Raw genomic sequence first — 24,449 nt, 5'->3', positions numbered from 1 at the left:
GATCACGGGGGCCACGCACGGTCCGTGAAGACGCGGGCCTGACGAATCAACAGCGAACTTCGAGGTGCGCACCTTGGCTTTCCAGATGCCGGACCGCGGCGGAGGCCCTTCGGGGCCGCGGATCAGAGTGGGCCGCCCGTCCCGGCGTGTCCGGACCCTGCTCATGACGCTGGGCGTCCTGGCCGTTCTCGGCATGGCGTTCACCATGTTCGCGGGCTTTTGGACGGACTGGCTCTGGTACCGCTCGGTCAACTACTCCTCGGTCTTCACCACCACCCTGTGGACCAAGATCGGGCTCTTCTTCGTCTTCGGCGTGCTCATGGCCCTCGCCGTCGGCTTCAACATCTGGCTGGCGCACCGGCTGCGGCCGCCGCTGAGCGCCATGTCGATGGAGCAGCAGAACCTCGACCGCTACCGGATGGGCATCGCGCCCTACAAGAAGTGGCTGCTGTTCGGGATCACCGCCCTGGTGGGCCTGATCGCCGGAGCCTCCGCCTCCGGCCAGTGGCGCACCTGGCTGATGTGGGTCAACGGCGTGCCCTTCGGCCAGAAGGACCCCCAGTTCAAGCTGGACGTCTCCTTCTACGCCTTCGACCTGCCCTGGTACCGGTTCCTGCTCGGCTTCGGCTTCGCCGCCGCGATCCTCTCCGTGATCGCCGCCGCGCTCACGCACTACCTGTACGGCGGCCTGCGTGTCACCAGCCCCGGCGCCCGCGCCACGGCCGCGGCCACCGGGCACCTGTCGGTCCTCATCGGCGTCTTCGTGGCCCTCAAGGCGGTCGCGTACTGGCTCGACCGGTACGGACTCGCGGTGAAGTCCAGCGACTTCAGGGCGACCGACAACTGGACGGGCCTCAGGTACGTCGACGCCAACGCCTACCTGCCGGCGAAGACCATCCTGTTCTGCATCGCCGTCATCTGCGCGCTGCTGTTCTTCGCCACCATCTGGCGGCGCACCTGGCAGCTGCCCGTGATCGGCTTCGGCCTGATGGTGCTCTCCGCGATCCTCATCGGCGGCCTCTACCCGGCCATCGTGCAGAAGTTCCAGGTCCAGCCGAACGAGCAGGCCAAGGAAGCGCCGTACGTCGAGAAGAACCTCGAGGCCACGCGCCAGGCGTACGGCATCGACGGCACCAAGGTCACCGACTACTCGGGCACCGGCAACACCGAGGACAAGACCAAGCTGCGCGACGACGTCGGGTCCACGGCGAGCATCCGCATCATGGACCCCAACATCGTCTCGCCGACGTTCCAGCAGCTCCAGCAGATCAGGAACTACTACGCGTTCCCGGAGAACCTGGACGTCGACCGCTACGCCAAGGACGGCAAGGACCAGGACACCGTCATCGGCCTGCGTGAGATCAACCTCGCGGGCATCCCGAAGAAGAACTGGATCAACAACCACTTCCGTTACACCCACGGATACGGAGTGGTCGCCGCCGAGGGCACCAGTGCCGACGCCCAGGGCCGGCCGAACTTCACGGAGTCCGACCTCCCGTCCAAGGGCGACCTCGGCACGTACGAGCAGCGGGTCTACTACGGCGAGAAGACCACCACGTACTCGATCGTCGGCGGTCCCCAGAAGGAGATCGACTACTCCGACGACAACGGTGAGAAGACCACCAGCTACAAGGGCGACAGCGGGGTCAACCTCTCCAACCCGGTCAACCGGGCCGCGTACGCGGTGGCGTTCGGAGAGCCGCAGATCCTGTACTCCGGCGCCATCGGGGACGGTTCGCGAATCCTGTACAACCGCACGCCCAAGGAGCGCGTCGAGGCGGTCGCCCCCTGGCTGACCATCGACGGCGACGCCTACCCGGCGGTGGTCAACGGCCAGATCCAGTGGATCGTCGACGCGTACACGACGACCAACGGATACCCGTACTCCTCGCGTACGACCCTCGGTGACACGACGGCCGACTCGCTGACCGCCACCAACGACAACCGCGCGGTGGTGGCCCAGCAGAACCAGGTCAACTACATCCGCAACTCGGTGAAGGCGACCGTCGACGCGTACACCGGCGAGGTCAAGCTCTACCAGTGGGACACCAAGGACCCGGTCCTGAAGACCTGGATGAAGGCCTTCCCGAACACGGTGGAGCCCAAGAGCGACATCTCCAAGGATCTGATGGACCACCTGCGCTACCCGCAGGACCTGTTCAAGGTCCAGCGGGAGCTGCTCACCCGCTACCACGTGAAGGACGCCACGACGTTTCTCAGCGGCAGCGAGGTGTGGCAGGTGCCGGACGACCCGACGAACCGGTCGGGCAGCGCGGTGCCGCCGTACTACCTGAGCATGAAGATGCCCGACCAGCAGGCGCAGGCGTTCTCGCTGACGACGACCTTCACCCCCACCGGCCGGGACAACCTCAGCGCCTTCATGGCGGTCGACGCCGAGGCGGGCACCAGTGACTACGGCAGGATCAGAATCCTGAAACTGCCGACGAACACCACGGTCAACGGCCCCAAGCAGGTCCAGAGCCAGTTCAACTCGCAGGAGGACATCGCCGAGTCCATCAGGCTCCTGAGAGGCGGCGACTCCGAGGTCGAGTACGGCAACCTGCTGACGGTGCCGCTCGACGGCGGACTGCTGTACGTGGAGCCGGTCTACGTGCGCGGTGGCGGACTGAAGTACCCGCTCCTGCGCAAGGTGCTCGTCACCTACGGAGGCCAGACCGCCTTCGAGAACACCCTCGACGAGGCCCTCAACAAGGTCTTCGGAGCGGACGGCCCGACCACCGAGCCACCGGACGAGGGCGATACGACGACACCACCGCCGACGTCCGACAACCCGACGGTCCAACAGGCCCTGGAGGACGCCCAGAAGGCGTTCGACGCGGGTCAGGAGGCCCTGAAGAAGAACGACTGGGAGGCGTACGGCAAGGCGCAGAACGACCTCGAGGACGCGCTGCGGCGGGCCGAGGACGCGCAGTCCGAGGCGAGCGGCACGGGCGGCGCCGGGGGCGGCGAGAGCAAGCCCGGCGACAAGCCGAGCGGCAGCCCCAGCGGCAGTCCGAGCCCGAAGCCGAGCAGCTGAGGCCCTGGCCTGGTCAAATGCCCACCCCGCGCCGTGATACGGTTGTGAACACAACGGCGCGGGGTGGAGCAGCTCGGTAGCTCGCTGGGCTCATAACCCAGAGGTCGCAGGTTCAAATCCTGTCCCCGCTACTGAAGTCGCGATGTCCGAGTGACGCAGCGACACCGAAGGCCCGGATTCCACAGAGGAATCCGGGCCTTCGTGATGTGTGAACGCATGTGCTGGCGCGGGTTGTGGCCGCGCCGCCGGGGGGAGTTGGGCGATCTGTGTTTGACTTGTCTCTCTGTGGGCATGTCGACAAAACGCTGAAGTGACCTCACTGGCTGCGGTATACCAGGTGTACCCAGGTTGCAGGTGGTGCGACGATGGACGTTATGGGGGACAAGGCAACTCTGTTCGAGACAGGGCGTTTTGTGCAGCCTTCCAGCCGGGAGGACACCGAGACCCCGGACGAGACCGGGGAGATCGCCGACGAGGCGGCCGAGGAGCTGCGTCAGCGGCTGGCCGCCGAGGCCGGCGACGTCGAAGCCATGAGTGTCCTCGGGGCCATGCTGCTGCGCCGTGGCGATCTCGACGGTGCCGAGCCTCATCTGCGAGCCGCCACCGCCGCGGGCGACCGGGCGGCGGCCAACAACCTGGGAGTCCTCCTTCACCAGCGGGGATACGCCGAGGAGGCCGCCGGATGGTGGCGGATCGCCGCCGTCGCCGGATCCACGGCGGCCGCGCACGCCCTCGGCCGGCACCACCGCGAGCGCGGTGACGAACCCGCCGCCGAGTACTGGCTGCGCCAGTCCGCCGAGCAGGGGCACACGCTGGGCGCCTACGCGCTCGCCGACCTGCTGGAGCACCGCGGGGACGCCGCGGCCGAACAGTGGATGCGGGTCGCGGCCGAGCGCGGCCACCGCGAGGCGGCGTACCGGCTGGCGCGGGCGCTGGACCGGAAGGCGGCGCGGGAAGCCGAAGGCGACAACGGTGTCCAGGCGCACGAGGAGGCCGAGCAGTGGTACCGCCAGGCCGCCGCGCGCGGCCACCGGCGGGCCGCCCTGCAGCTCGGGACGATCCTGGAGAGGCGCGGCGAGCTCAAGGAGGCCGGACGCTGGTATCTGACCTCCGCCAAGGACGGCGAGGCGCGGGCCGCCTGCGCGCTCGGCTTCCTGCTGCGCGACGCGGGCGACATCGAGAACGCCGCCGTGTGGTGGCTGCGCGCCGCCCAGGACGGCGACGGCAACGCCGCGAACGCGCTGGGTGCGCTGCACGCCGAGCGGGGCGAGACCCAGACCGCCGAGCGGTGGTACCGAGCCGCGATGGACGCGGGCGACGTGAACGGCGCGTACAACCTCGGCCTGCTCTGCGCCGAGCAGGGGCGCACCCCGCAGGCCGAGCAGTGGTACCGGCGCGCGGCCTACGCCGGGCACCGGGAGGCCGCCAACGCGCTGGCGATCCTGCTGCTGCGGGGCGGCGACGAGACGGGCGCCGAGCCGTGGTTCTCCAAGGCCGCGGAGGCCGGGAGCGTGGACGCCGCTTTCAACCTCGGCATCCTGCATGCCGGGCGGGACGAGGAGCAGGCCGCGCTGCGCTGGTACGAGCGGGCCGCTGCCGCCGGGCACACCGAGGCGGCGCTCCAGGTCGGCATGGCGAGGCTGCGGGACGGCGACGAGCAGGAGGCCGAGCGGCATCTGCGGTGTGCGGCCGGGGGCGGGAGCGCCGAGGCCGCGTACCGGCTGGCGACCGTGCTCGACGCGCGGCGGCCGCCGGAGCCCGCGCACGAGCTCGGGGAGCCGGTGCACCGGCGGAGCGAGTGCGAGGAGTGGTACGAGCGGGCGGCCTCCCAGGGGCATCGGCGGGCGCAGGTGCGGGTCGGCATGCTGGCGGCGGCCCGCGGCGATGTCGTCGAGGCGGCTCGGTGGTACCGGGAGGCGGCCGAGGCCGGGTCCCGCAACGGCGCGTTCAATCTCGGGCTGCTGCTGGCCCGGGAGGGGAGCGAGCCCGAGGCGGCGGTCTGGTGGACGCGCGCCGCCGACGCCGGTCACGGGCGGGCGGCGTTGCGGCTGGCCCTGGTCTACGCGCGTCGGGGTGAGCTGGCGGAGGGCCAGCGGTGGGCCGACCGGGCCGTGTCGCTGGGACCGGCGTCGGTCACCGAGCGGGCGGAGCGGCTGAGGGACGCGCTGCGGCAGGAGCTGTCCGCGTGAGGTGGTGCGGATGGGGCCGGGGTGCAGCCGCGCAATGGATTTGCATCCGTCCTCCGCGGTGACGTAACGTTGCATTCACCGACGCGGGGTGGAGCAGCTCGGTAGCTCGCTGGGCTCATAACCCAGAGGTCGCAGGTTCAAATCCTGTCCCCGCTACTGAAGGCCGAGGGCCGGAATCCGAAAGGGTTCCGGCCCTCGGCGTATGCGACGGCGTCATGCAGCATGGCAGCAGAGAGCCCCGGCACCCATCAGTGCCGGGGCTCCCGCGCGTTCGTGGGGGCTAGGCGGCCGCGCAGTTCGGGCAGACGCCGCGGTAGGTCACCTCGACGTCCGAGACCGTGAAGCCGAAGCGCTCGGTGTCGGGCAGGTCCGCCAGCGGGTTGCCGACCGGGTGGACGTCCCGGATCGCGCCGCACTGGGCACAGACCAGGTGGTGGTGAGGCTGGTGGGCATTCGGGTCGTACCGCTTGGCGCGCTGGTCCGTGGAGACCTCCAGCACCTCGCCGAGGGTCACGAGCTCACCCAGCGTGTTGTACACGGTCGCCCGGGAGATCTCGGGCAGCTTGGCGACGGCCCGGGCATGGACCTCGTCGGCCGTCAGATGGACGTGTTCGCCGTCGAGGACCTCGGCCACGACGCGCCGCTGCGCGGTCATCCGCCATCCGCGTCCGCGCAGGCGTTCCAGAAGGTCACTCATGGCCACCAGCCTAACAGCTAAAGGGACCAGGTCCCGAACAGGTGTGAGTTTAGAGCCTCACTTGCTTTAGACATTGTCTATTGTAGGATCGAGAACGGCTTTGGCCGGTGGACAGGATCGGTCAGGAATGGTGCAGGAGGCGCACGTGACGCAGGGACCGCTTACGACGGAGGCCGGGGCTCCGGTCGCCGACAACCAGAACAGCGAGACCGCGGGCGTCGGCGGCCCGGTGCTCGTCCAGGACCAGCTGCTGCTGGAGAAACTGGCCCACTTCAACCGTGAGCGCATCCCGGAGCGTGTCGTCCACGCCCGCGGCGCCGGTGCGTACGGCACCTTCACGGTGACCGCCGACGTCACCCCGTACACGCGGGCCGCCTTCCTCTCCGGGATCGGCAAGCAGACCGAGGTCTTCCTGCGCTTCTCGACGGTGGCGGGCAACCTGGGGGCGGCGGACGCGGTCCGCGACCCGCGCGGCTTCGCGCTGAAGTTCTACACCGAGGAGGGCAACTACGACCTCGTCGGCAACAACACCCCGGTGTTCTTCATCAAGGACGCCATCAAGTTCCCGGACTTCATCCACACCCAGAAGCGCGACCCCTACACCGGCTCGACGGAGGCGGACAACGTCTGGGACTTCTGGAGTCTGTCGCCCGAGTCGACGCACCAGGTGACCTGGCTGTTCGGTGACCGCGGCATCCCCGCCTCGTACCGCCACATGGACGGCTTCGGCTCGCACACCTTCCAGTGGAGCAATGAGGCCGGCGAGGCCTTCTGGGTGAAGTACCACTTCAAGACCGACCAGGGCATCAAGAACCTGACGGCCGAGGCGGCGGCCCGGCTCGCCGGTGAGGACCCCGACTCCCACCAGCGTGACCTTCGCCAGGCCATCGAGCGCGGCGAGTACCCGACCTGGACCGTCGGTGTGCAGATCATGCCGGTGGCCGAGGCGGCGACCTACCGCTTCAACCCGTTCGACCTGACCAAGGTCTGGCCGCACGCGGACTACCCGGTCGTCGAGATCGGCAAGCTGGAGCTCAACCGCAACCCGGAGAACGTCTTCGCCGAGGTCGAGCAGTCGATCTTCAGCCCCGCCCACTTCGTGCCGGGCATCGGCCCCTCCCCGGACAAGATGCTCCAGGGCCGTCTCTTCGCCTACGGCGACGCCCACCGCTACCGGGTCGGCATCAACGCAGACCACCTGCCGGTGAACCGGCCGCACGCCACCGTGGCGCGCACCAGCTCCCGGGACGGGTACCTCTACGACGGCCGGCACGGGGGCGCGAAGAACTACGAGCCGAACAGCTTCGGCGGCCAGTTCCAGACGGACCGTCCGCTGTGGTCCGCCACGGCCGTGAGCGGCGCGACGGGCAACCACCCGGCTCCGGTGCACGCCGAGGACGACGACTTCGTGCAGGCGGGCAATCTCTACCGCCTGATGAGCGAGGCCGAGAAGGAGCGCCTGGTGGCCAACCTGGCCGGCTTCATCGCCAAGGTCTCGCGCGACGACATCGTCGAGCGGGCGATCGACAACTTCCGTCGGGCCGACGGAGACTACGGCAAGCGGCTGGAGGCCGCGGTCCAGGCCCTGCGCGGCTGAACTCCAGCGCTGGACCGCTTGCGGTGGCGGACGGGCCGGGTCCCTTCGGGGGGCCCGGCCCGTCCGCGTCTCACGCCGGAACCTGCTGTCGCGCCGGTGCCCAGCAGCGGATGATGTCGCGGACCGAGACGATGCCGGCGGGTTCGCCGTCGTCCAGCACGATGAGGTGCCGGAAGCCGCCGTGCGCCATGGCGGCCGCCGCCTCCTCCAGGGTCCAGGCCGGGGCGGCGAACACGACGTTGTTGGTGGTGTGGGCGTGGGCGCGTTCCGCGTCCGGGTCCTGGCCCAGGCCCACGGAGTTGAGGATGTCGCGCTCGGTCAGGATGCCGATGCCGGTGTCGGGGTCGTGGACGACGGCCGCCCCGACCTTGCGCGCGGACATCAGCGCCGCGGCCTGGCGCAGGGTGTGGGTCGGGCCGATGGTCAGGACGACAGTGCTCATGGCGTCACGGACGAGCATGGATGGAGCCACCTCCTGGGAGTCTCCCCGCCGTTCGTTCGAAATTTCACAAATTCACAAGTGGGGGGGACTCTCAGGGTGACAGGTAAAGGGAGGGTCAACAAGGGGGCGCTCGGTAACAACGGGGGGCTCAGTAGCGCTGGTTCAGGTATCCCAGCAGCTCGTCGTGGAGCAGGCCGTTCGACGCGGCCGCGTTGCCGCTGTGGGGGCCCGGGCGGGCGTCGAGGCCGGTGAAGGTGCCACCCGCCTCGGTGACGACGATGGCGGTGGCGGCCATGTCCCACAGGGACAGCTCCGGCTCGGCGCACATGTCGACGGCGCCCTCCGCGACCATCATGTACGGCCAGAAGTCGCCGTACGCGCGCGTGCGCCACACCTCGCGGGTCAGGTCCAGGAACCCGTCCAGGCGGCCCTGCTCCTCCCAGCCGCTCAGCGAGGAGTACGAGAAGGACGCGTCGGAGAGCTTGGAGACGCGGGAGACCTGCAGCCGGGAGGCCTTGGTGAGGCTGCGGCCGGAGAACGCGCCATGGCCCTTCGCGGCCCACCAGCGGCGGCCGAGGGCGGGGGCGGAGACGACGCCGACGACGGGCTGGAAGCCGCCCTCGCCGGCCTCCATCAGCGAGATGAGCGTGGCCCAGACGGGAACGCCGCGCACGTAGTTCTTGGTGCCGTCGATCGGGTCGATCACCCAGCGACGGGGGCCGGTGCCCTCGACGCCGTACTCCTCGCCGAGGATCGCGTCTCTGGGGCGGGCGCGCCCGAGGTGGCCGCGGATGAGTTCCTCCGCGGCCTTGTCCGCCTCGCTCACCGGGGTCATGTCCGGTTTGGTCTCGACCTTGAGGTCGAGGGCCTTGAACCGGTCCATCGTCGCGGCGTCGGCGGCGTCGGCGAGGACGTGGGCGAGACGCAGGTCGTCGAGGTAGTCGGGCATGCAACGAACCTATCTGCCGAGGTGGCGATGGGGCTACAGGGGGTTTGCGGGGGAGTCGGATGCGGTCTCGGGTCTGGTGTGGAGGATGTCGCGTGCCTGCTCCGCGGCGCGGGCGGAGCTCTCGGAGACGAAGTCGAGGAAACGGGCGATGTTCTCGAGGCGGACGGCGGCCGGGGTGCCGGGGCCGAGGACGCCGACGCCCTGCCGTGCGGTCTCGACGACCTTGGCGATGGACTGTGCGCTGGCCAGCATCGACCGGTACCAGATGTCGTCGTCGACGATGTAGCGCTCCCGGCGGCCCTGGTCGGCCTCCCGGCGGACGAAGCCCTGGCTGTCGAGGAACGCGACCGCCTTTGACACCGAGGCCGGGCTGACCTGGAGGCGCTGGGCCAGTTCCGACGCGGTGAGGCTGCCCGAGTCGGTCATGCACAGGCAGGCCAGCACGCGGGACATCATCTTCGGCATGCCCGACCCCATCATGACGGTGGTGAACGTCTCCTCGTACTCGCGTACGGCCTCGGCGTCCCGTCCGTCGGGCTGCGGGAGCGCCTTCGGGTCGCGTGGTGCGGCCTGCTTGCGGCGGGTGCGGCGTTCCGTGGCGCGATGGGCCAGGTCGGCGCGGTAGGCCGTGGGGCCGCCGTTGCGCATGACCTCGCGGGTGATCGTCGAGGTCGGGCGGTCCAGGCGCCGGGCGATCTCCGCGTAGGCGAGGCCGTCGGCCAGTCCCAGCGCGATCTGCTGGCGCTCGTGCTGAGTGAGTCTGCCTCCCGGCATCGCGGCCTCCTTCGTGGTGCGTGATGTTCGCACCATAGCGTTCATCTTCATTTCATTGCAACGAAGCGCATGGTGTTGTTGCGTTAGGCGGCAGGATCGTTGCAATGAAATATCGGCTCTGAGCTGTGTTGACTGGCTTCGCATGCAACGAAGTTGTTGCCTATCACGTGAACGCAACGTAGCTTTTCCATCGTTGGAAACGACGGAACGAAAGCCAGAGCAAGGAGAGCAACGATGCAGAAGTTCGACAGCCCCGCCCCCGTCTCGGCCGTCCTCGACATCCCCGCCGGACGCATCCGCCTCATCGCCGCTGACCGCACCGACACCACCGTCGAGGTCCTGCCCGCGGACCCCGCCAAGAGCCACGACGCCAAAGCGGCACAGCAGATCGAGATCACCCACCACGACGGCGTCCTGCGGATCGAGGCCCCCGCGCCCAAGAACCGCATCCTCGGCAACTCCGGATCCGTCGAGGTCACCGTCCAGCTGCCCGCCGGCTCCAGCGTCCAGGCCAAGGCCGCCGCCGCCGACCTGCGCGGCGTCGGACGGCTCGGCGACGTCACCTACGACGCGGCCCAGGGCACCGTCAAGCTCGACGAGGCCGGCAGCGCCCGCCTCACCCTGCTCGCCGGCGACATCTCCGTCGGCCGCCTGGGCGGCCCCGCCGAGATCACCACCCAGAAGGGCGACCTCCGCATCGCCGAAGCCGTGACCGGCGCAGTCAGACTGCGCACCGAGCAGGGCGACATCACCGTCACCGCCGCCCGCGGCGTCTCCGCCTCCCTCGACGCCGGCACCGGCTACGGCCGGATCCACAACTCCCTCAACAACACCGAAGGTTCCGCCGCCGGTCTGATCGTCCACGCCACCACCGCCCAGGGCGACATCACCGCCCGCAGCCTCTGAAACCCCGCCGCCCGTCCGAAGGAGCACCTCTCATGACCGATCTGGCCATCGCGGCGAACGGGCTGCGGAAGTCCTACGGCGACAAGACCGTCCTGGACGGCGTCGACCTGGCCGTCCCGGAAGGAACGATCTTCTCCCTCCTCGGCCCGAACGGCGCCGGCAAGACCACCGCCGTCAAGATCCTCTCCACCCTCATCTCGCCGGACCCGGCCAGCGGCGAGATCCGGGTCGGCGGCCACGACCTCACCGCCGACCCGCAGGCCATACGCGCCGCGATCGGAGTGACCGGTCAGTTCTCCGCGGTCGACGGCCTGATCACCGGCGAGGAGAACATGCTCCTCATGGCGGACCTGCACCACCTGCCCAAGCGCGAGGGCCGCCGCGTCGCCGCCGAGCTGCTGGAACGCTTCGACCTCACCGACGCCGCGAAGAAGCCCGCCTCCACCTACTCCGGCGGCATGAAACGCCGCCTCGACATCGCCATGACCCTGGTCGGCGACCCCAGGATCATCTTCCTCGACGAACCCACCACCGGCCTCGACCCCCGCGCCCGCCACAGCATGTGGCAGATCATCCGCGACCTCGTCACCGGCGGCGTCACCGTCTTCCTCACCACCCAGTACCTGGAGGAAGCCGACGAACTCGCCGACCGCATCGCCGTCCTCCACAACGGCACCCTCGCCGCCGAAGGCTCCGCCGAGGAACTCAAGCGGATCGTCCCCGGCGGACACGTCCGGCTCCGCTTCACCGACCCCACCGCCTACCGGAACGCCACCACCGCCCTGCACGAAGTCACCCGGGACGACGAAGCCCTCGCCCTTCAACTCCCCAGCGACGGCAGCCAGCGCGCACTGCGCACCATCCTCGACCGTCTGGACGCCGCAGGTGTCGAAGCGGACGAGTTGACCGTGCACACCCCCGACCTCGACGACGTGTTCTTCGCCCTGACGGGCACCACCGACCAGTCCAAGGAGACGGCCCGATGACCTCCCTCTCGCTCGCCGTGCGCGACTCGGCCACCATGCTGCGCCGCAACCTGCTGCACGCCCGGCGCTACCCGTCCCTCACGCTGAACCTGCTGCTCACGCCGATCATGCTGTTGCTGCTCTTCGTCTACATCTTCGGCGACACCATGAGCGCCGGTATCGGAGGCGGCGGTCCGGACCGCTCCGCATACATCGCCTTCGTCGTCCCCGGGCTGCTGCTGATGACCATCGGCAGCACCACGATCGGCACCGCGGTCTCCGTCTCCAACGACATGACCGAGGGCATCATCGCCCGCTTCCGGACCATGGCCATCCACCGCGGCTCGGTGCTCATCGGGCACGTCATCGGCAGCGTGCTGCAGGCGGTCATCAGCGTGGTGCTCGTCGGCGCCGTCGGTGTGGCCATCGGCTTCCGCTCCACCGACGCCACCGTGCTGGAGTGGCTCGCGGCCTTCGGACTGCTCGTGCTGTTCGCGACCGCCCTCACCTGGATCGCGGTCGGCATGGGCCTGGTCAGCCCGAACGCCGAGGCCGCCGGCAACAACGCGATGCCCCTGATCCTGCTGCCGCTGCTGTCCAGCACCTTCGTCCCGCTCGACGCGATGCCGGGCTGGTTCCAGCCGATCGCCGAGTACCAGCCGTTCACCCCGGCCATCGAGACCTTGCGCGGCCTGCTGCTCGGCACCGAGATCGGTCACAACGGGTGGCTCGCCCTCGCCTGGTGCCTCGGCCTCGCGGTGCTCGGCTACTTCTGGTCGGCCTCGAAGTTCAACGACGACCCGAAGTAGCCCTCCGGGCCGACGCGTCGCGCGACAAGGCCGTTGCCCTCCGGGCCGACGCCCCGCGCGACAAGGGCGTAGCCCTCCGGCCCAACGCCCCGCGTGACAAGGCCGAAACGCGCCCCCAAGCGCGCTCGCGAACCCTTGACAGTGGTTCCACGCGCGTCAAATCTGGGCGCAGACCGCTCGCCCCAAGGGGAGGCGAAGATGCCTGCAGCGCGGGAATCTCTACTGGACGCCGCGTACGCGGCGCTGGTGCGCCGGCCGTGGTCGGCCGTACGGATGGTGGACGTGGCCGCGGCGGCCGGAGTGTCCCGGCAGACGCTGTACAACGAGTTCGGCAGCAAGGACGGCCTCGCCCGGGCGCTCGTCAGGAGAGAGGCCGACGGATTTCTCGCCGGGGTGGACCGCGCCCTCACCGGGCCCAGCGACCCCCGCGACCGGCTCACCGCCACCGCCGAGTGGACCGCTTCAACCGCCCGGGAGAACCTCCTCGTCCGCGCCATGCTCACCGGCTGCTGGAGCGAGCGGCTGCCCGCCCCGGCCCTGTCGGCCGTGCCGTCCACCTCCGCCGTGCCGGCCCAGCGCCGCGCCGACGGGCCGCTGCCCTCACCCGGCGACTTCGTCGCTCTCGTCCGCGACCGGGCAGTCGGCCTCCTGGCCGGCCCCGGCACGGCCAAGTCCGACGCCGCCGACCTGGCCCGCTCCTGCGAACTCGCCGTCCGGCTGGCCCTGTCGTGCGTGGCCGCGCCACCCGGCGAGGGCGGCGTCGCCGACCTGGTTCGCAGCGCCCTTCAGCGGCAAGCGGGGTGACACCGCGTCAGTGTGCCGACCCCGACAACTGCAGTCCGACCACACCGATGATGACGAGACTGATCGACACGATCTTCAGCGTGGACACCACGTCGCCCAGGAAGACCATGCCGTAGATGGCCGTTCCCGCCGCCCCGATGCCGGTCCACACCGCGTACGCGGGACCCACGTCGAGCCGTCTCAGCGCGAGGGTCAGCAGTCCGAAGCTGCCGAGGGCGAAGATGCAGAACGCGATGGTCGGCCACAGCCGGGTGAAGCCGTGCGACAGCTTCAGACACACCGCGAAGCCGGTCTCGAGCAACCCGGCCACGATGACCAGCAGCCACGCCATGAGTCGTCCTCCCGTATCCCACGTTCAGTGACCGCTTCATCGTCTGTTCCGTCGCGCTCGCCGGGCTTTGGCCAGGCGCGCGTCCGGCTTGGGTGCGATTATGCACTTACCGTCCGCACGCCAGGACAAACAACGCGGAGGTCAGTCGCCTTCCTTGCGCTCGCGCGTGGCCAGCAGCCGGCGCAGCGAGTACAGCCGCGCCGGATCCGCGTGCCCCTCGGCCACCCACGCGTCCAGCGCGCAGTCAGGCTCGTCGTGGCTGCACGCGCGCGGGCAGCCCTCGGTGCCCGGCTCCAGGTCGGGGAAGGCGTGGATGACCCGGGACGGGTCCACGTGGTTGAGCCCGAAGGACCGCAGGCCCGGGGTGTCGATCACCCAGCCGTCGCCGCCCGACAGTGGGAGCGCCAGCGCCGAGGTCGTGGTGTGCCGGCCGCGGCCCGTCACCGCGTTCACATGACCCGTCGTACGCCGCCGCTCCTCGGGCACCAGCGCGTTCACCAGGGTCGTCTTGCCGACTCCGGAGTGGCCGACGAACGCGGTGATCTTGCCGTCGAGCTGCTCCCGCACCCGGGCCAGGGCGACCCCGCTCTCCAGTTCCGCGCGGCTGGTGACGACGTAGGGGATGTCGAGGGCGCCGTACAGCTCCAGCAGCTTCTCGGGCGGGGCGAGGTCCGACTTGGTCAGCACCAGCAGCGGATCCAGGCCACCGTCGTAGGCCGCGACCAGACAGCGGTCGATCAGCCGGGGGCGGGGCTCCGGGTCGGCGAGGGCGGTGACGACGGCCAGTTGGTCGGCGTTGGCGACGACCACCCGCTCGAACGGATCGTCGTCGTCCGCCGTGCGACGCAGTACGGACGTGCGCTCCTCGATGCGCACGATCCTCGCCAGCGTGTCCTTCTTGCCCGTCAGATCACCGACGAGCGCGACGCGGTCGCCGACCACCGCCGCCTTGCGGCCCAGCTCGCGCGCCTTCATCGCCAGGACCACACGGTCCTCGACGAGGCAGGTCAGACGGCCCCGGTCGACGGTGAGGACCAGGCCTTCGGCGGCGTCCTCGTGCTTGGGGCGGATGTTCGTCCGGGGCCGGGTGTTCCGGCGGCCCGGACGGGTGCGGATGTCGTCCTCGTCGGTGTGCTTGCCGTAGCGCCGCATGACGTGATCCCTGCGTCCTACGCCCCGAGCATCCCGGTCCACAGATCGGGGAAGTCGGGCAGGGTCTTGGCCGTCGTCGCGACGTTCTCGATCTGCACGCCCTCCACCGCGAGACCGATGATCGCGCCGGCCGTGGCCATGCGGTGATCGTCGTAGGTGTGGAAGATCCCGCCGTGCAGCCGGCGCGGGCGGATGTGCAGACCGTCGGCGGTCTCCGTGACGTCGCCGCCGAGTTCGTTGATCTCCTTGGTCAGCGCGGCCAGCCGGTCCGTCTCGTGCAGCCGCAGGTGGGCCACGCCGCGCAGGGTCGACGGGGAGTCCGCGAGGGCCGCGACCGCCGCGATGCCCGGCGTCAGCTCGCCGACCTCGCCCAGGTCGACGTCGATGCCGTGGATCGAGCCGGAGCCGGTGAACACCAGCCCGTACTCGGTCAGTTCGCAGGAGCCGCCCATCTCGGTGAAGATCTCGCGCAGCCGGTCACCGGGCTGCGTGGTGCGGGAGGGCCAATCCGGGACGACGACCTTGCCACCGGTCACCAGGGCCGCCGCGAGGAACGGCTGGGCGTTGGACAGGTCCGGCTCGATGACCAGGTCCCGGCCGAGCAGGGCACCCGGCGTGACCCGCCAGACGTTCGGCTCGCCGCCCGACTCGGGCGTGTCCACCTGGGCGCCGACCGCGCGCAGCATGTCGACGGTCATGCGGATGTGCGGCATGGAGGGCAGCGTGGCGCCGGTGTGGCGGACCTCGACGCCCTGGTTGAAGCGCGGCCCGGACAGCAGCAGGGCGCTCACGAACTGGGACGAGGAGGAGGCGTCGACGGCGACCGTGCCGCCTTCGAGGGCGCCGTTGCCGTGCACGGTCATCGGCAGGGCCCCGCGGCCGTCGTCGTCGATGCGGGCGCCGAGCTGACGCAGCGCGTCGATGACGCCGTTCAGCGGACGCTCGTAGGAGCGGGGGTCGCCGTCGAACCGGACGGGGCCGTCGGCGAGCGCGGAGACCGGCGGCAGGAACCGCATCACCGTGCCGGCGTTGCCGACGTCGACCGCGGCCGGGCCGCGCAGACCCGAGGGGATCACCCGCCACGCCTCGCCGGTGCCGTCGGGGCCCACGCCTTCCTCGATCTCGATGCCCATCGCGCGCAGTGCCCCGGCCATCAGCAGGGTGTCCCGGGAGCGCAGGGGGCGGCGCAGCCAGCCGGGCTCGGAGGCGAGGGACGCGAGGACCAGGGCACGGTTGGTGACCGACTTGGACCCGGGCACGTGGACCGTCGCGTCGACGGCTCCGCTCGCGTGCGGGGCGGGCCAGAGGGCGGTGTCTGCGGTGTTCGGGGCCATGGCCCCACTTTATAAGCAGGCAGTGGTTCGAGTACGGCTGCGTCGCGGCTGGTCGCGCCCCGCGGCGGAGCCGCAGATCAGCTCAGCCCCGCGCCCCTGTGACCGCGCCCCTTCGGGGCCCGTCACAGCTCGAGCAGCCAGCGCCCGCCGCCGATCAGCGAGCACAACGACACCGCGTGGAAGAGGAAGAACCACAGCCCCGCCGGTACGTGCGTCAGCCGCGACAGCTGGTCCGCGTCCGAGTCGCCCGCCCCGCCCCGCGCCCGCTTCGCCTGCAGTTCGAAGGCCGGGCGGACTCCGCCGATCAGCAGGAACCACACCACCGCGTACGCGAACGCCGCCTGGACCTGGGGGCCGGCCAGCCAGGACACCAGCACGAACAGGCCGCCGGTGACGAGCATGGTCAGGGCGCCGTAGGCGTTGCGGATCATCACGAGCATGGCCAGGAGCAGGGCCGTGGCCAGCCACAGCAGCAGTGTGATGCGGCCGCCGCCCAGCAGGGCCGCGCCCCCCAGGCCCAGCAGGGGCGGGGCGGTGTAGCCCGCCGCGGCCGTCAGGATCATGCCGATGCCGTGCGGCTTGCCGCGGCTGACGGTCAGGCCGCTGGTGTCCGAGTGCAGGCGTATCCCGGTGAGGGTGCGGCCGGTCAGCAGGGCCACGAGCCCGTGGCCGCCCTCGTGGGCGATGGTGATGGCGTTGCGGGAGATGCGCCACAGGCCGTGCGGGATCACCACGGCGAGCGCGGCGCCCAGAGTCGCGATCACCACCCACAGATCGGGGTCGGGCTGCGTGCCGGACACCTCGTCCCAGAGGGAGGCGAGCGAGGCGGTTGCGGTGCTGTCCATGTGCGGCGTTGGCTCCCTGCGGTCGGATGGAATCTGGCAGTGTGGCACGTATGTGCGGACGGTATTCAGCGAGTCGTAGGCCAGAGGATCTCGCAGGAATCTTTGAGATCGAGAAGTGGGAGCCCGAGGAGACCCTCGCGCCGGACTACAACGTGGCACCCACCAAAGAGGTCTACGCCGTCCTGGACCGCCCCCTGAAAGACGCGGACGACCCGCGCCCGGTTCGGCAGCTGCGCACGCTGAAGTGGGGCCTGGTCCCGTCCTGGTCGAAGACCCCCGAGGGCGGCGCCCGGATGATCAACGCCCGTGCGGAGACCGTCCACGAGAAGCCCTCCTACCGCCGCGCCTTCACCTCCCGGCGCTGCATCCTGCCCGCCGACGGCTACTACGAGTGGGTCACCGGCACCCAGGAGCGCGAGCTGGAGGTCGAGGGCAAGAAGAAGCGGCCCCGCAAGCAGCCCTACTTCGTGACACCGGCCGACGGGTCGGTTTTCGCGATGGCCGGGCTGTACGAGTTCTGGCGCGACAAGACCCTGCCGGACGACCACCCGCAGGCCTGGTGGGTGACGTGCTCGGTCATCACCACGGAGGCGGAGACGAGCCCGCTCGCGGTGTCCCCGGCCGACGGGCCGCGGGCGCTCGCCGAGATCCACCCCCGGATGCCGCTGATGCTGACGCCCGACCGCTGGGACGCCTGGCTGGACCCGTCCCGCACGGACGCCGACGACCTGCGCGAGCTGCTCGCCCCGCCGCCCGCCGGGCTGATGCGGGCCTACCCCGTCGCCACGGCCGTCAGCAACGTCCGCAACAACGGGCCGGAGCTGCTGAAGGAGCTGGAGGGGCCCGAAGAGGGCACACTCTTCTGACGTGACGCATGTGACGAAGACGGCCCGCCCCACCACCGAGACCGTCGAGACCGACGCCGGAACCGCCCGTATCACCTGGCACGAGGCGAAGAAGGCCCGGCTGGTCCTCGCCGTCAGCCACGGCGCGGGCGGCGGCATCGAGGCCCGCGACCTGGTCGCCCTGGCCGAGGCGCTGCCCGCCCACGGCGTGACCGTCGCCCGGGTGGAGCAGCCCTGGCGGGTGGCCGGGAAGAAGCTGGCACCCGCGCCGAAGACCCTGGACACCGGCTGGCGCGGCATCTGGCCCGCGCTGGCGAAGTCCGGGCTGCCGGTGATCTCCGGCGGGCGCAGCGCCGGGGCCCGGGTGGCCTGCCGCACCGCGACCGAGCTGGGCGCCCACGCCGTGCTGGCGCTCAGCTTCCCGCTGCACCCGCCGGGCAAGCCGGAGAAGTCCCGCGCCGAGGAGCTGCTGGGTTCCGGGGTGCCCACCCTGGTCGTGCAGGGCGGCAACGACCCGTTCGGAAAGCCGGCGGAGTTCCCCGAGGGGACGTACGCGCTCGTGGAGGTCCCGTACGGGGATCATGGCTTCGCCGTGCCGAAACGTGCGGAGATCTCGCAGGACGAGGCTGTGGCGGTCATCACGGACGCGGTCGTGGAGTGGACCGGGTCACTCGGGTAAAGCTTCGGGAATGCCGGGACGGCGGTCACTGTTGTGCGGGACGTACGTGCTGGAGACCAGCGCCGACGTCGTAGGAGAGGGAGTCCGCCGCATGGGTTCGACCATCTGCCCGACCCGCAGCAGCCGCGCCGACCTGGACTGGACGGTGCTGCACGCGGCCAGGACCGCCCCTATTCGGGCGGCGGGCGGACCGGATCGTCGTCTATCCTCCGATTCGGGTGAGACCGGTCTCGGTCTCACGAGAACATTCGAGGAGGTGGGTCCGGTCACAGGGACCGACGCAGGGACCGATAACGGCCAGGCGGAGCAGCCCGAGGGCCAGGGCGGCACGGGTGCGGAGACGGCCGCGGAGCGCAGTGCGCGCTTCGAGCGGGACGCGCTCGAGTTCCTCGACCAGATGTACTCGGCCGCGCTGCGCATGACGCGCAACCCGGCCGACGCCGAGGACCTGGTGCAGGAGACGTACGCCAAGGCGTACGCGTCCTTCCACCAGTTCCGTGAGGGCACCAATCTCAAGGCGTGGCTGTACCGGATCCTCACCAACACCTTCATCAACTCGTACCGCAAGAAGCAGCGCGAACCTCAGCGCTCCGCGGCCGAGGAGATCGAGGACTGGCAGCTCGCCCGCGCCGAGTCGCACATGTCGACGGGCTTGCGCTCCGCGGAGTCGCAGGCGCTCGACCACCTGCCCGACTCGGACGTGAAGGCGGCGCTCCAGGCGATCCCCGAGGAGTTCCGCATCGCCGTCTATCTCGCGGACGTCGAGGGGTTTGCCTACAAGGAGATCGCCGACATCATGGGGACACCCATCGGTACGGTGATGTCCCGGCTGCACCGGGGCCGCCGTCAGCTGCGCGGCATGCTGGAGGACTACGCCCGTGACCGCGGGATGGTCCCGGCCGGTGCCGGAGAGTCGAACGAAGCGAAAGGCTCGGGGTCATGAGCTGCGGAGAGCCGCACGAGACGGATTGCAGCGAAATCCTCGATCATCTCTACGAGTTCCTCGACCGTGAGATGCCGGACTCGGACTGCGTGAAGTTCGAGCACCACTTCGAGGAGTGCTCGCCCTGCCTCGAGAAGTACGGGCTCGAGCAGGCCGTGAAGAAGCTCGTCAAGCGCTGCTGCGGGCACGACGACGTGCCGGGCGACCTGCGGGACAAGGTCATGGGGCGGATCGACCTGATCCGCTCCGGCCAGGCCGTCCCCGAGCAGGACGTCACGGCCTCGCCCGCCACGCATCAGGAGTCCTGACACTCCTGCGTGTTACACCTACCCCCCTCTCCGCAGGGGTAGTCGCCTTCGAACACGTCACTCGAACGTGCTAATCCGCGGGTTGTCGACCCGCGGAACCCCCTGCCGCCGCTCTAGGCTCCGATGCCTGACGGACATGGCCGGGGGAGGGGCTCATGGAAGCGGTACCGGCACGGGCACGTGTCTACATCGCCTGTGTCGCCGTGGCCGCGCTGCTCTGCCTGCTGCCGCCGCCGGGCGTCCGCACGCCCTGGTGGGCGGCCGCGCTGCTCGCGGCGCTGTACGCGGGGTGCGAGCGCGTGGCCCGGTCCCGGTTCGTGGGGATCTCCCACCCGGCCGGGACCTTCTACCCCGTCCTGCTCGCCGGCGCCTTCCTGTTGCCCGCGCCGGCCGCGGCGCTGGTGGTCGTGCCCGGCGCCCTGCTCTCGCAGGTCGCGCAGCGGCCCGTGGCGCTGCGGCGCGTCTGGCGGGCCGCCCAGCTCGTCCTCGGGGTGTGGGCCGCGGCCGAGGTGCACCGGCTGCTCGGCGGGCGGGACGCGGTCGCGGCGGGCGACGTCCCGTACGCCCTCGGGCCGGCCGGAGCGGCCGTCCTGGCGTTCTGCCTGGTGCTCGCGCTGCTCGACGGCGGCATCCTGGCCCTGGCCGAACGGGTGCCGGTACGGCGGGCCTGGCGCGGCCTGGTGGCCCGCTCGCTCGCCCCGATCGCCGTGCACGGCCTCGCCGGACTGATGATGGCCGTCCTGTGGCGCAGCCCCTACGGGCCCGTCTCCGCGCTGCTCGTCCTGCTGCCCATGTGCGTCTCGTGGTGGGCGTTCGCGCAGTACCACCGCGAACGCGCCGCGCATCAGGCGACCATCCGGGCGCTGGTGCAGGCCGTCGACATCAAGGACGGCTACACCCGCGGGCACAGCGAGCGCGTCGGGCAGGCCTCCATGATGATCGCGCGCGAGCTGGGCATGGCCGACGAACGCGTGGAGGTGCTCCGCTTCGCCGGGATCCTGCACGACGTGGGCAAGCTGGGCGTGCCCACCCGGCTGCTCAGGAAGGACGGGCCGCTCACACCCGAGGAGCGGCGGGTGATCGAGCTGCACCCCGAGTACGGGCACGAGATGGTGCGCGGCATCGGCTTCCTCGGCGAGGCCCGCGCCGCCGTGCTGCACCACCACGAGCGGCTCGACGGCAGCGGCTACCCCTACGGCCTGGTGGGCCGTCAGATCCCCGAGTCCGCACGGGTCGTGGCCGTCGCGGACGCCTTCGACGCCATGACCTCCACCCGCAGCTACAGCAGGGCCCGGCCCGTCTCCGTGGCCCTGGCGGAGCTGGAGCGGTGCGCGGGCAGCCAGTTCGACCCGGTGATGGTCGCGGCGCTCGTCGAGGCCGTCGGGCGCACCGGATGGCACCCCGCCGTGACCGCCGACGACGAGGAGACCCGCCCGTCCCGCGTGCCCCCGCCCGGCACCCGCCTGGCCGGCCGTCCGGGAGCACACCGATGAGCGCGTACCGGCCGCCACCGCTCCTCATCCTCGTCCACGCCTGCGCCGCCCTCCTCGCGACCGGCTCCCTCGCCGTCACCTTCCACCACGGCCTGGAGGAACGCCGGGTCGCCCTCGCCTTCGGCGTCCTCGTCACCGTCGGCGAACTCACCCGGCGCAACGGCGCCCGGGTCCGGGAACCGGCACCCCTCGGGGCCGCCGCGGCCCTCTCCTACGCCCTGCTCGGCGAGGCCGGCGGACAGGCCACCCACCACGGCCCCGCCCAGGCCGTCGCCGTCGTACTGGCCGCCTGTCTGCTCGGCAGCGTCCCGCACGTCGCGCGCGGGCAGGGGCCCACCCTCGACCACCTCGCGCGCCGTGTGCTCACCGTCGGGTTCGTCGCCGTGTGCTTCCAGCCCCCGTACAACCGGGGCATGTTCGACGACTGGGGCGGTCCCGCCTACGCCCTGCTCCTCCTCGCGCTGCTGTCCCTGACCGCGCTGTGCGACGCGGTGCTCGCCGCCGCCCTCGCCCACACGCGCACCGGCTGGCCCTTCGGGCCGGTGCTGCGGGACGAGATGCGGGCCGTGTACGGCATCGGGTCCGCCGTCATCGCCACCGGGGCGGTGATGGCGCTGGCCGTCGCCGTGGTGGGGCTCTGGGCGCTGCCCGTCTTCTCCGTGCCGTTGCTGCTCGCCCAGATGGCGTTCCGCCGGTACGCCGCCGTCCGGGCGACCTACCGGCAGACCATCGCCTCCCTCGCCCGGGCCACCGAGGTCGCCGGATACACCCCGGCCGGGCACGCCCGGCGCGTCGCCGTGCTCAGCAAGGCGGTGGGGCGCGACCTGGGGATGACCCAGCCCGAGCTCGCCGTCCTGGAGTACGCCGCCCTCATGCACGACATCGGCCAGCTCAGCCTGGTCGACCCGGTGCCCGCCGGCGCCACCGCCGCACTGCCCGCCGCGGAGCAGCGGCGGATCGCCCTGCTCGGCGGAGCCGTCGTACGGCAGACGGGCGTCGACGAGGCGGTGGCCGTGGTCGTGGAGCGGCAGGCCGACCCCTACGCCGAGCAGCCGCTCGCCGCGCGAATCGTCCGGGCCGTGAACGCGTACGAGGAGAAGTCCAGGGAAGGAGGGCCCGGCGGGCCGCTGACGGCGCTGGAGGAACTCCGGCTCGCCACCGCCGGGACGTACGCCCCGGAGGTGGTGGAATCACTGGCCCGGGTACTGGCAAGGAGCAGTCTGACCCTGCCCGTGACTGGGTAACCCATGGGTAATGAGCGGCCTCGAGGCCGCACGTGGTTGGATGCGAAGGAGAAGGTGTCCGGGGGCTCGAAACACAGCTACGGCCAGCCCACCGCACGGAACTGGCAGGCGGGAATCGTGAGGATCTTCGGCAAGGGACGGCACCGGCCCTCCGCCTCCTGGCGGCAGGCCACGGACCGGGCGTTCACCCTCATCGGCGACGGCCGGTACGAGGACGCAGGCGCACTGTTGACACGCGCCGCCGATCTGGAGCCCTGGCTTTCCGAGTCCTGGTTCAACCTCGCGCTGCTGCACAAGTTCCGGCACGACTGGGAGCAGGCGCGGGCGGCCGGCCTGCGGGCCGTGGCACTGCTCGACCGGGACACCGGCGCGCCCGACTGGTGGAACGTCGGCATCGCCGCGACCGCGCTCCAGGACTGGCCGCTGGCCCGGCGCGCCTGGCAGGCCTACGGGCTGCGGGTGCCGGGTGCGGCCAACGACTCCGGTGAACCCCTCGGCATGGACCTCGGCAGCGCGGCCGTACGGCTGTCCCCGGAGGGGGAGGCCGAGGTCGTGTGGGGGCGGCGGCTGGATCCCGCGCGGATCGAGGTGCTGTCCATCCCGCTGCCGTCGTCCGGGCGGCGCTGGGGCGAGGTCGTCCTGCACGACGGGGTGCCGCACGGGGAGCGGACGACCGCCGCCGGGCACACATACCCGGTGTTCGACGAGATCGAGCTGTGGGCCCCGTCCCCCGTGCCGACGTGGGTGGTGCTGCTGGAGGCGGCGACGGAGGCGGACCGGGACGCGCTGGAGCAGCTGGCCGCGGACGCCGGGTTCGCCGCGGAGGACTGGTCCTCGTCGGTGCGGTTGCTGTGCCGGATGTGCTCGGAGTCCCGGATGCCGTCGGACGAGGGCGACGGGGAGCATCTCGATCCGCACGATCACAGTGAGCCGGGGCATCCCGGGCCGCTGGGGCACCGGACGGATGGGCAGCTGTGGGTTCCCGAGCGGGAGTGCGGGTTGGCTGCGCCGGCTGCGCTGGTCCGGGGGCTTCTGGACGGGTGGGTGGCCGACAGCCCGGATTCTCGTGACTGGCGGGATCTGGAAGAGGTGTGCTAGGTCGTCCGACGGGTGCGGCGCCGCGGGGGCTGATCGCGCAGTTCCCCGCGCCCCCAGGACACGAAGGGGCGTCCGACACCGGCGTAATCTGTATCAGGATCTCAGCCCGGTCAGTTTCAGGAAGGCGTACACGACGTCATGGCTCAGCAGGACACCGATCAGCAGCGCGCGGGCGTGCTCCCCGTCGATGACGAGGGGTACGTGATCGACACGGAGGACTGCGAGGAGCGCGAGGCTGCCTGGCGGGAGCGGGGGACCTCGCGGCCGATCACGGTCGTCGGGAATCCGGTGCTGCACAAGGAGTGCAAGGACGTCACCGACTTCGGCGAGGAGTTCCAGCAGCTCGTCGCGGACATGTTCGCCAGCCAGCGCACCGCCGAGGGCGTGGGCCTCGCCGCCAACCAGATCGGCGTCGACGCGAAGGTCTTCGTCTACGACTGCCCCGACGACGAGGGCGTCCGGCACACCGGCGTCGTCTGCAACCCCAAGCTCGTCGAGCTGCCCGCCGACAAGCGCCGCCTGGACGACAGCAACGAGGGCTGCCTGTCGGTGCCGACCGCGTACGCGCCGCTCGCCCGGCCCGACTACGCCGAGGTGACCGGGCAGGACGAGAAGGGCAACCCGATCAAGGTGCGCGGCACCGGATACTTCGCACGGTGTTTGCAGCACGAGACGGATCACCTCTACGGCTACCTGTACATCGACCGGCTCTCCAAGCGTGAGCGCAAGGACGCGCTGCGGCAGATGGCCGAGAACGAGCCCCGCTACCCGGTCGTGGCCAACGACTGAGACCTCAGCTTCACCAGGCGCACGGCGTCTGTTCGGGTTTCCCACCCTGAACAGGCGCCGTTCGTCTGCACCGTTCGCCTGTCCGTCGCACGTTCGACCGCTTCTGCTCGCCAGGCGATCCGCCGGTAGTCACGCAACGGGAGGTTCCCGGCGCTGTGGTGTAGTGAATGAAGCAAATGCGTTCCCAGAACGGTCAGTTGTAGTGCTGAATGGGATGAG

The 24,449-nt window shown here is 70.9% G+C and carries 23 protein-coding genes and 2 tRNA genes; 17 read left to right on the top strand and 8 right to left on the bottom strand.

Annotated features, from left to right (window positions below; genetic code table 11):
* Positions 1 to 85: 85 nt before the first annotated feature.
* The 4 genes from K4G64_RS11240 to K4G64_RS11225 all read left to right on the top strand — a co-directional run bounded on the left by K4G64_RS11240 (position 86) and on the right by K4G64_RS11225 (position 5,382).
* A complete protein-coding gene (locus K4G64_RS11240; RefSeq protein WP_221755892.1) occupies positions 86 to 3,037 on the top strand; it encodes a UPF0182 family protein in 2,952 nt (983 codons plus the stop codon).
* A 57-nt stretch (positions 3,038 to 3,094) separates the two neighbouring features.
* A tRNA-Met gene (locus tag K4G64_RS11235) sits at positions 3,095 to 3,168 on the top strand.
* Positions 3,169 to 3,402: 234 nt separating this feature from the next.
* Positions 3,403 to 5,226, top strand: coding sequence for a tetratricopeptide repeat protein (locus tag K4G64_RS11230; protein WP_221755881.1), 1,824 nt, complete (start codon positions 3,403 to 3,405; stop codon positions 5,224 to 5,226).
* A gap of 82 nt (positions 5,227 to 5,308) precedes the next feature.
* A tRNA-Met gene (locus K4G64_RS11225) sits at positions 5,309 to 5,382 on the top strand.
* A 124-nt stretch (positions 5,383 to 5,506) separates the two neighbouring features.
* Here K4G64_RS11225 and K4G64_RS11220 read toward each other — a convergent pair.
* Positions 5,507 to 5,923 carry a Fur family transcriptional regulator gene (locus tag K4G64_RS11220; protein WP_031110441.1) on the bottom strand — a complete coding sequence of 139 codons (417 nt, stop codon included), beginning with the start codon at positions 5,921 to 5,923 and terminating at the stop codon, positions 5,507 to 5,509.
* A 145-nt stretch (positions 5,924 to 6,068) separates the two neighbouring features.
* Between K4G64_RS11220 and K4G64_RS11215 the strand changes: the two genes are divergently transcribed.
* Positions 6,069 to 7,520, top strand: coding sequence for a catalase (locus tag K4G64_RS11215; RefSeq protein ID WP_221755880.1), 1,452 nt, complete (start codon positions 6,069 to 6,071; stop codon positions 7,518 to 7,520).
* A 70-nt stretch (positions 7,521 to 7,590) separates the two neighbouring features.
* Here the strand turns inward: K4G64_RS11215 and K4G64_RS11210 are convergent, their stop codons facing one another.
* From K4G64_RS11210 to K4G64_RS11200, 3 genes are all read right to left on the bottom strand, one after another.
* A complete protein-coding gene (locus K4G64_RS11210) occupies positions 7,591 to 7,980 on the bottom strand; it encodes a cyclic nucleotide-binding/CBS domain-containing protein (RefSeq protein WP_221755879.1) in 390 nt (129 codons plus the stop codon).
* Positions 7,981 to 8,110: 130 nt separating this feature from the next.
* Positions 8,111 to 8,911: a histidinol-phosphatase gene (hisN, locus tag K4G64_RS11205; RefSeq protein ID WP_031110445.1), complete on the bottom strand. Its 801-nt coding sequence runs from the start codon at positions 8,909 to 8,911 to the stop codon at positions 8,111 to 8,113.
* A 33-nt stretch (positions 8,912 to 8,944) separates the two neighbouring features.
* Positions 8,945 to 9,685 (bottom strand): helix-turn-helix domain-containing protein, encoded by a 741-nt coding sequence (locus K4G64_RS11200; RefSeq protein WP_221755878.1) that lies wholly within the window; start codon positions 9,683 to 9,685, stop codon positions 8,945 to 8,947.
* 234 nt (positions 9,686 to 9,919) lie between these two features.
* Here K4G64_RS11200 and K4G64_RS11195 point away from each other — a divergent pair, with 234 nt between their 5' ends.
* The 4 genes from K4G64_RS11195 (at position 9,920) to K4G64_RS11180 (ending at position 13,169) form a co-directional block, all read left to right on the top strand.
* The gene (locus K4G64_RS11195) at positions 9,920 to 10,591 is read left to right on the top strand and encodes a DUF4097 family beta strand repeat-containing protein (RefSeq protein WP_221755877.1); all 672 of its coding nucleotides are present in this window, start codon (positions 9,920 to 9,922) and stop codon (positions 10,589 to 10,591) included.
* 32 nt (positions 10,592 to 10,623) lie between these two features.
* Positions 10,624 to 11,577, top strand: a complete 954-nt coding sequence (locus tag K4G64_RS11190; RefSeq protein WP_221755876.1) for an ATP-binding cassette domain-containing protein — start codon at positions 10,624 to 10,626, stop codon at positions 11,575 to 11,577.
* Positions 11,574 to 12,365: an ABC transporter permease gene (locus K4G64_RS11185; protein ID WP_221755875.1), complete on the top strand. Its 792-nt coding sequence runs from the start codon at positions 11,574 to 11,576 to the stop codon at positions 12,363 to 12,365. Before K4G64_RS11190 ends, K4G64_RS11185 begins: the two co-directional genes overlap by 4 nt.
* A gap of 198 nt (positions 12,366 to 12,563) precedes the next feature.
* Positions 12,564 to 13,169, top strand: a complete 606-nt coding sequence (locus K4G64_RS11180) for a TetR/AcrR family transcriptional regulator (protein WP_221755874.1) — start codon at positions 12,564 to 12,566, stop codon at positions 13,167 to 13,169.
* Between the two features lie 7 nt (positions 13,170 to 13,176).
* Here the strand turns inward: K4G64_RS11180 and K4G64_RS11175 are convergent, their stop codons facing one another.
* The 4 genes from K4G64_RS11175 to K4G64_RS11160 form a co-directional block, all read right to left on the bottom strand.
* On the bottom strand, positions 13,177 to 13,500 hold the full coding sequence (locus tag K4G64_RS11175) for a multidrug efflux SMR transporter (protein ID WP_221755873.1): 324 nt from the start codon (positions 13,498 to 13,500) through the stop codon (positions 13,177 to 13,179).
* A 141-nt stretch (positions 13,501 to 13,641) separates the two neighbouring features.
* On the bottom strand, positions 13,642 to 14,652 hold the full coding sequence (gene rsgA / locus K4G64_RS11170) for a ribosome small subunit-dependent GTPase A (RefSeq protein ID WP_221755872.1): 1,011 nt from the start codon (positions 14,650 to 14,652) through the stop codon (positions 13,642 to 13,644).
* A gap of 17 nt (positions 14,653 to 14,669) precedes the next feature.
* A complete protein-coding gene (gene aroA / locus K4G64_RS11165) occupies positions 14,670 to 15,986 on the bottom strand; it encodes a 3-phosphoshikimate 1-carboxyvinyltransferase (protein WP_221755871.1) in 1,317 nt (438 codons plus the stop codon).
* 122 nt (positions 15,987 to 16,108) lie between these two features.
* The gene (locus K4G64_RS11160; protein ID WP_221755870.1) at positions 16,109 to 16,831 is read right to left on the bottom strand and encodes a M50 family metallopeptidase; all 723 of its coding nucleotides are present in this window, start codon (positions 16,829 to 16,831) and stop codon (positions 16,109 to 16,111) included.
* A gap of 50 nt (positions 16,832 to 16,881) precedes the next feature.
* Here K4G64_RS11160 and K4G64_RS11155 point away from each other — a divergent pair, with 50 nt between their 5' ends.
* From K4G64_RS11155 to def, 8 genes are all read left to right on the top strand, one after another.
* Positions 16,882 to 17,697 carry an SOS response-associated peptidase gene (locus K4G64_RS11155; RefSeq protein ID WP_221755869.1) on the top strand — a complete coding sequence of 272 codons (816 nt, stop codon included), beginning with the start codon at positions 16,882 to 16,884 and terminating at the stop codon, positions 17,695 to 17,697.
* Position 17,698: 1 nt separating this feature from the next.
* Positions 17,699 to 18,355 (top strand): alpha/beta family hydrolase, encoded by a 657-nt coding sequence (locus K4G64_RS11150; RefSeq protein WP_374206398.1) that lies wholly within the window; start codon positions 17,699 to 17,701, stop codon positions 18,353 to 18,355.
* Positions 18,356 to 18,611: 256 nt separating this feature from the next.
* Positions 18,612 to 19,298, top strand: coding sequence for an RNA polymerase sigma factor SigR (gene sigR / locus K4G64_RS11145; RefSeq protein ID WP_221755890.1), 687 nt, complete (start codon positions 18,612 to 18,614; stop codon positions 19,296 to 19,298).
* Entirely contained in the window at positions 19,295 to 19,606 is a 312-nt protein-coding gene (gene rsrA, locus K4G64_RS11140; protein ID WP_221755868.1) for a mycothiol system anti-sigma-R factor, read from the top strand. The genes sigR and rsrA overlap by 4 nt, the downstream gene beginning before the upstream one ends.
* A 155-nt stretch (positions 19,607 to 19,761) precedes the next feature.
* Complete coding sequence (locus K4G64_RS11135) at positions 19,762 to 21,099, top strand: HD-GYP domain-containing protein (RefSeq protein ID WP_221755867.1); 1,338 nt, start codon at positions 19,762 to 19,764, stop codon at positions 21,097 to 21,099.
* On the top strand, positions 21,096 to 22,343 hold the full coding sequence (locus tag K4G64_RS11130) for an HD domain-containing protein (RefSeq protein ID WP_221755866.1): 1,248 nt from the start codon (positions 21,096 to 21,098) through the stop codon (positions 22,341 to 22,343). Before K4G64_RS11135 ends, K4G64_RS11130 begins: the two co-directional genes overlap by 4 nt.
* A 117-nt stretch (positions 22,344 to 22,460) precedes the next feature.
* Positions 22,461 to 23,441, top strand: coding sequence for a hypothetical protein (locus K4G64_RS11125; RefSeq protein WP_031108068.1), 981 nt, complete (start codon positions 22,461 to 22,463; stop codon positions 23,439 to 23,441).
* Between the two features lie 138 nt (positions 23,442 to 23,579).
* Positions 23,580 to 24,230: a peptide deformylase gene (def, locus tag K4G64_RS11120; RefSeq protein WP_221755865.1), complete on the top strand. Its 651-nt coding sequence runs from the start codon at positions 23,580 to 23,582 to the stop codon at positions 24,228 to 24,230.
* Positions 24,231 to 24,449 lie beyond the last annotated feature (219 nt).

The organism is Streptomyces sp. WAC04114 (assembly GCF_019733245.1).
In the GTDB taxonomy this organism is placed as follows: Bacteria; Actinomycetota; Actinomycetes; order Streptomycetales; family Streptomycetaceae; genus Streptomyces; species Streptomyces massasporeus_A.
This window is presented reverse-complemented; position numbering and strand designations above follow the sequence as displayed.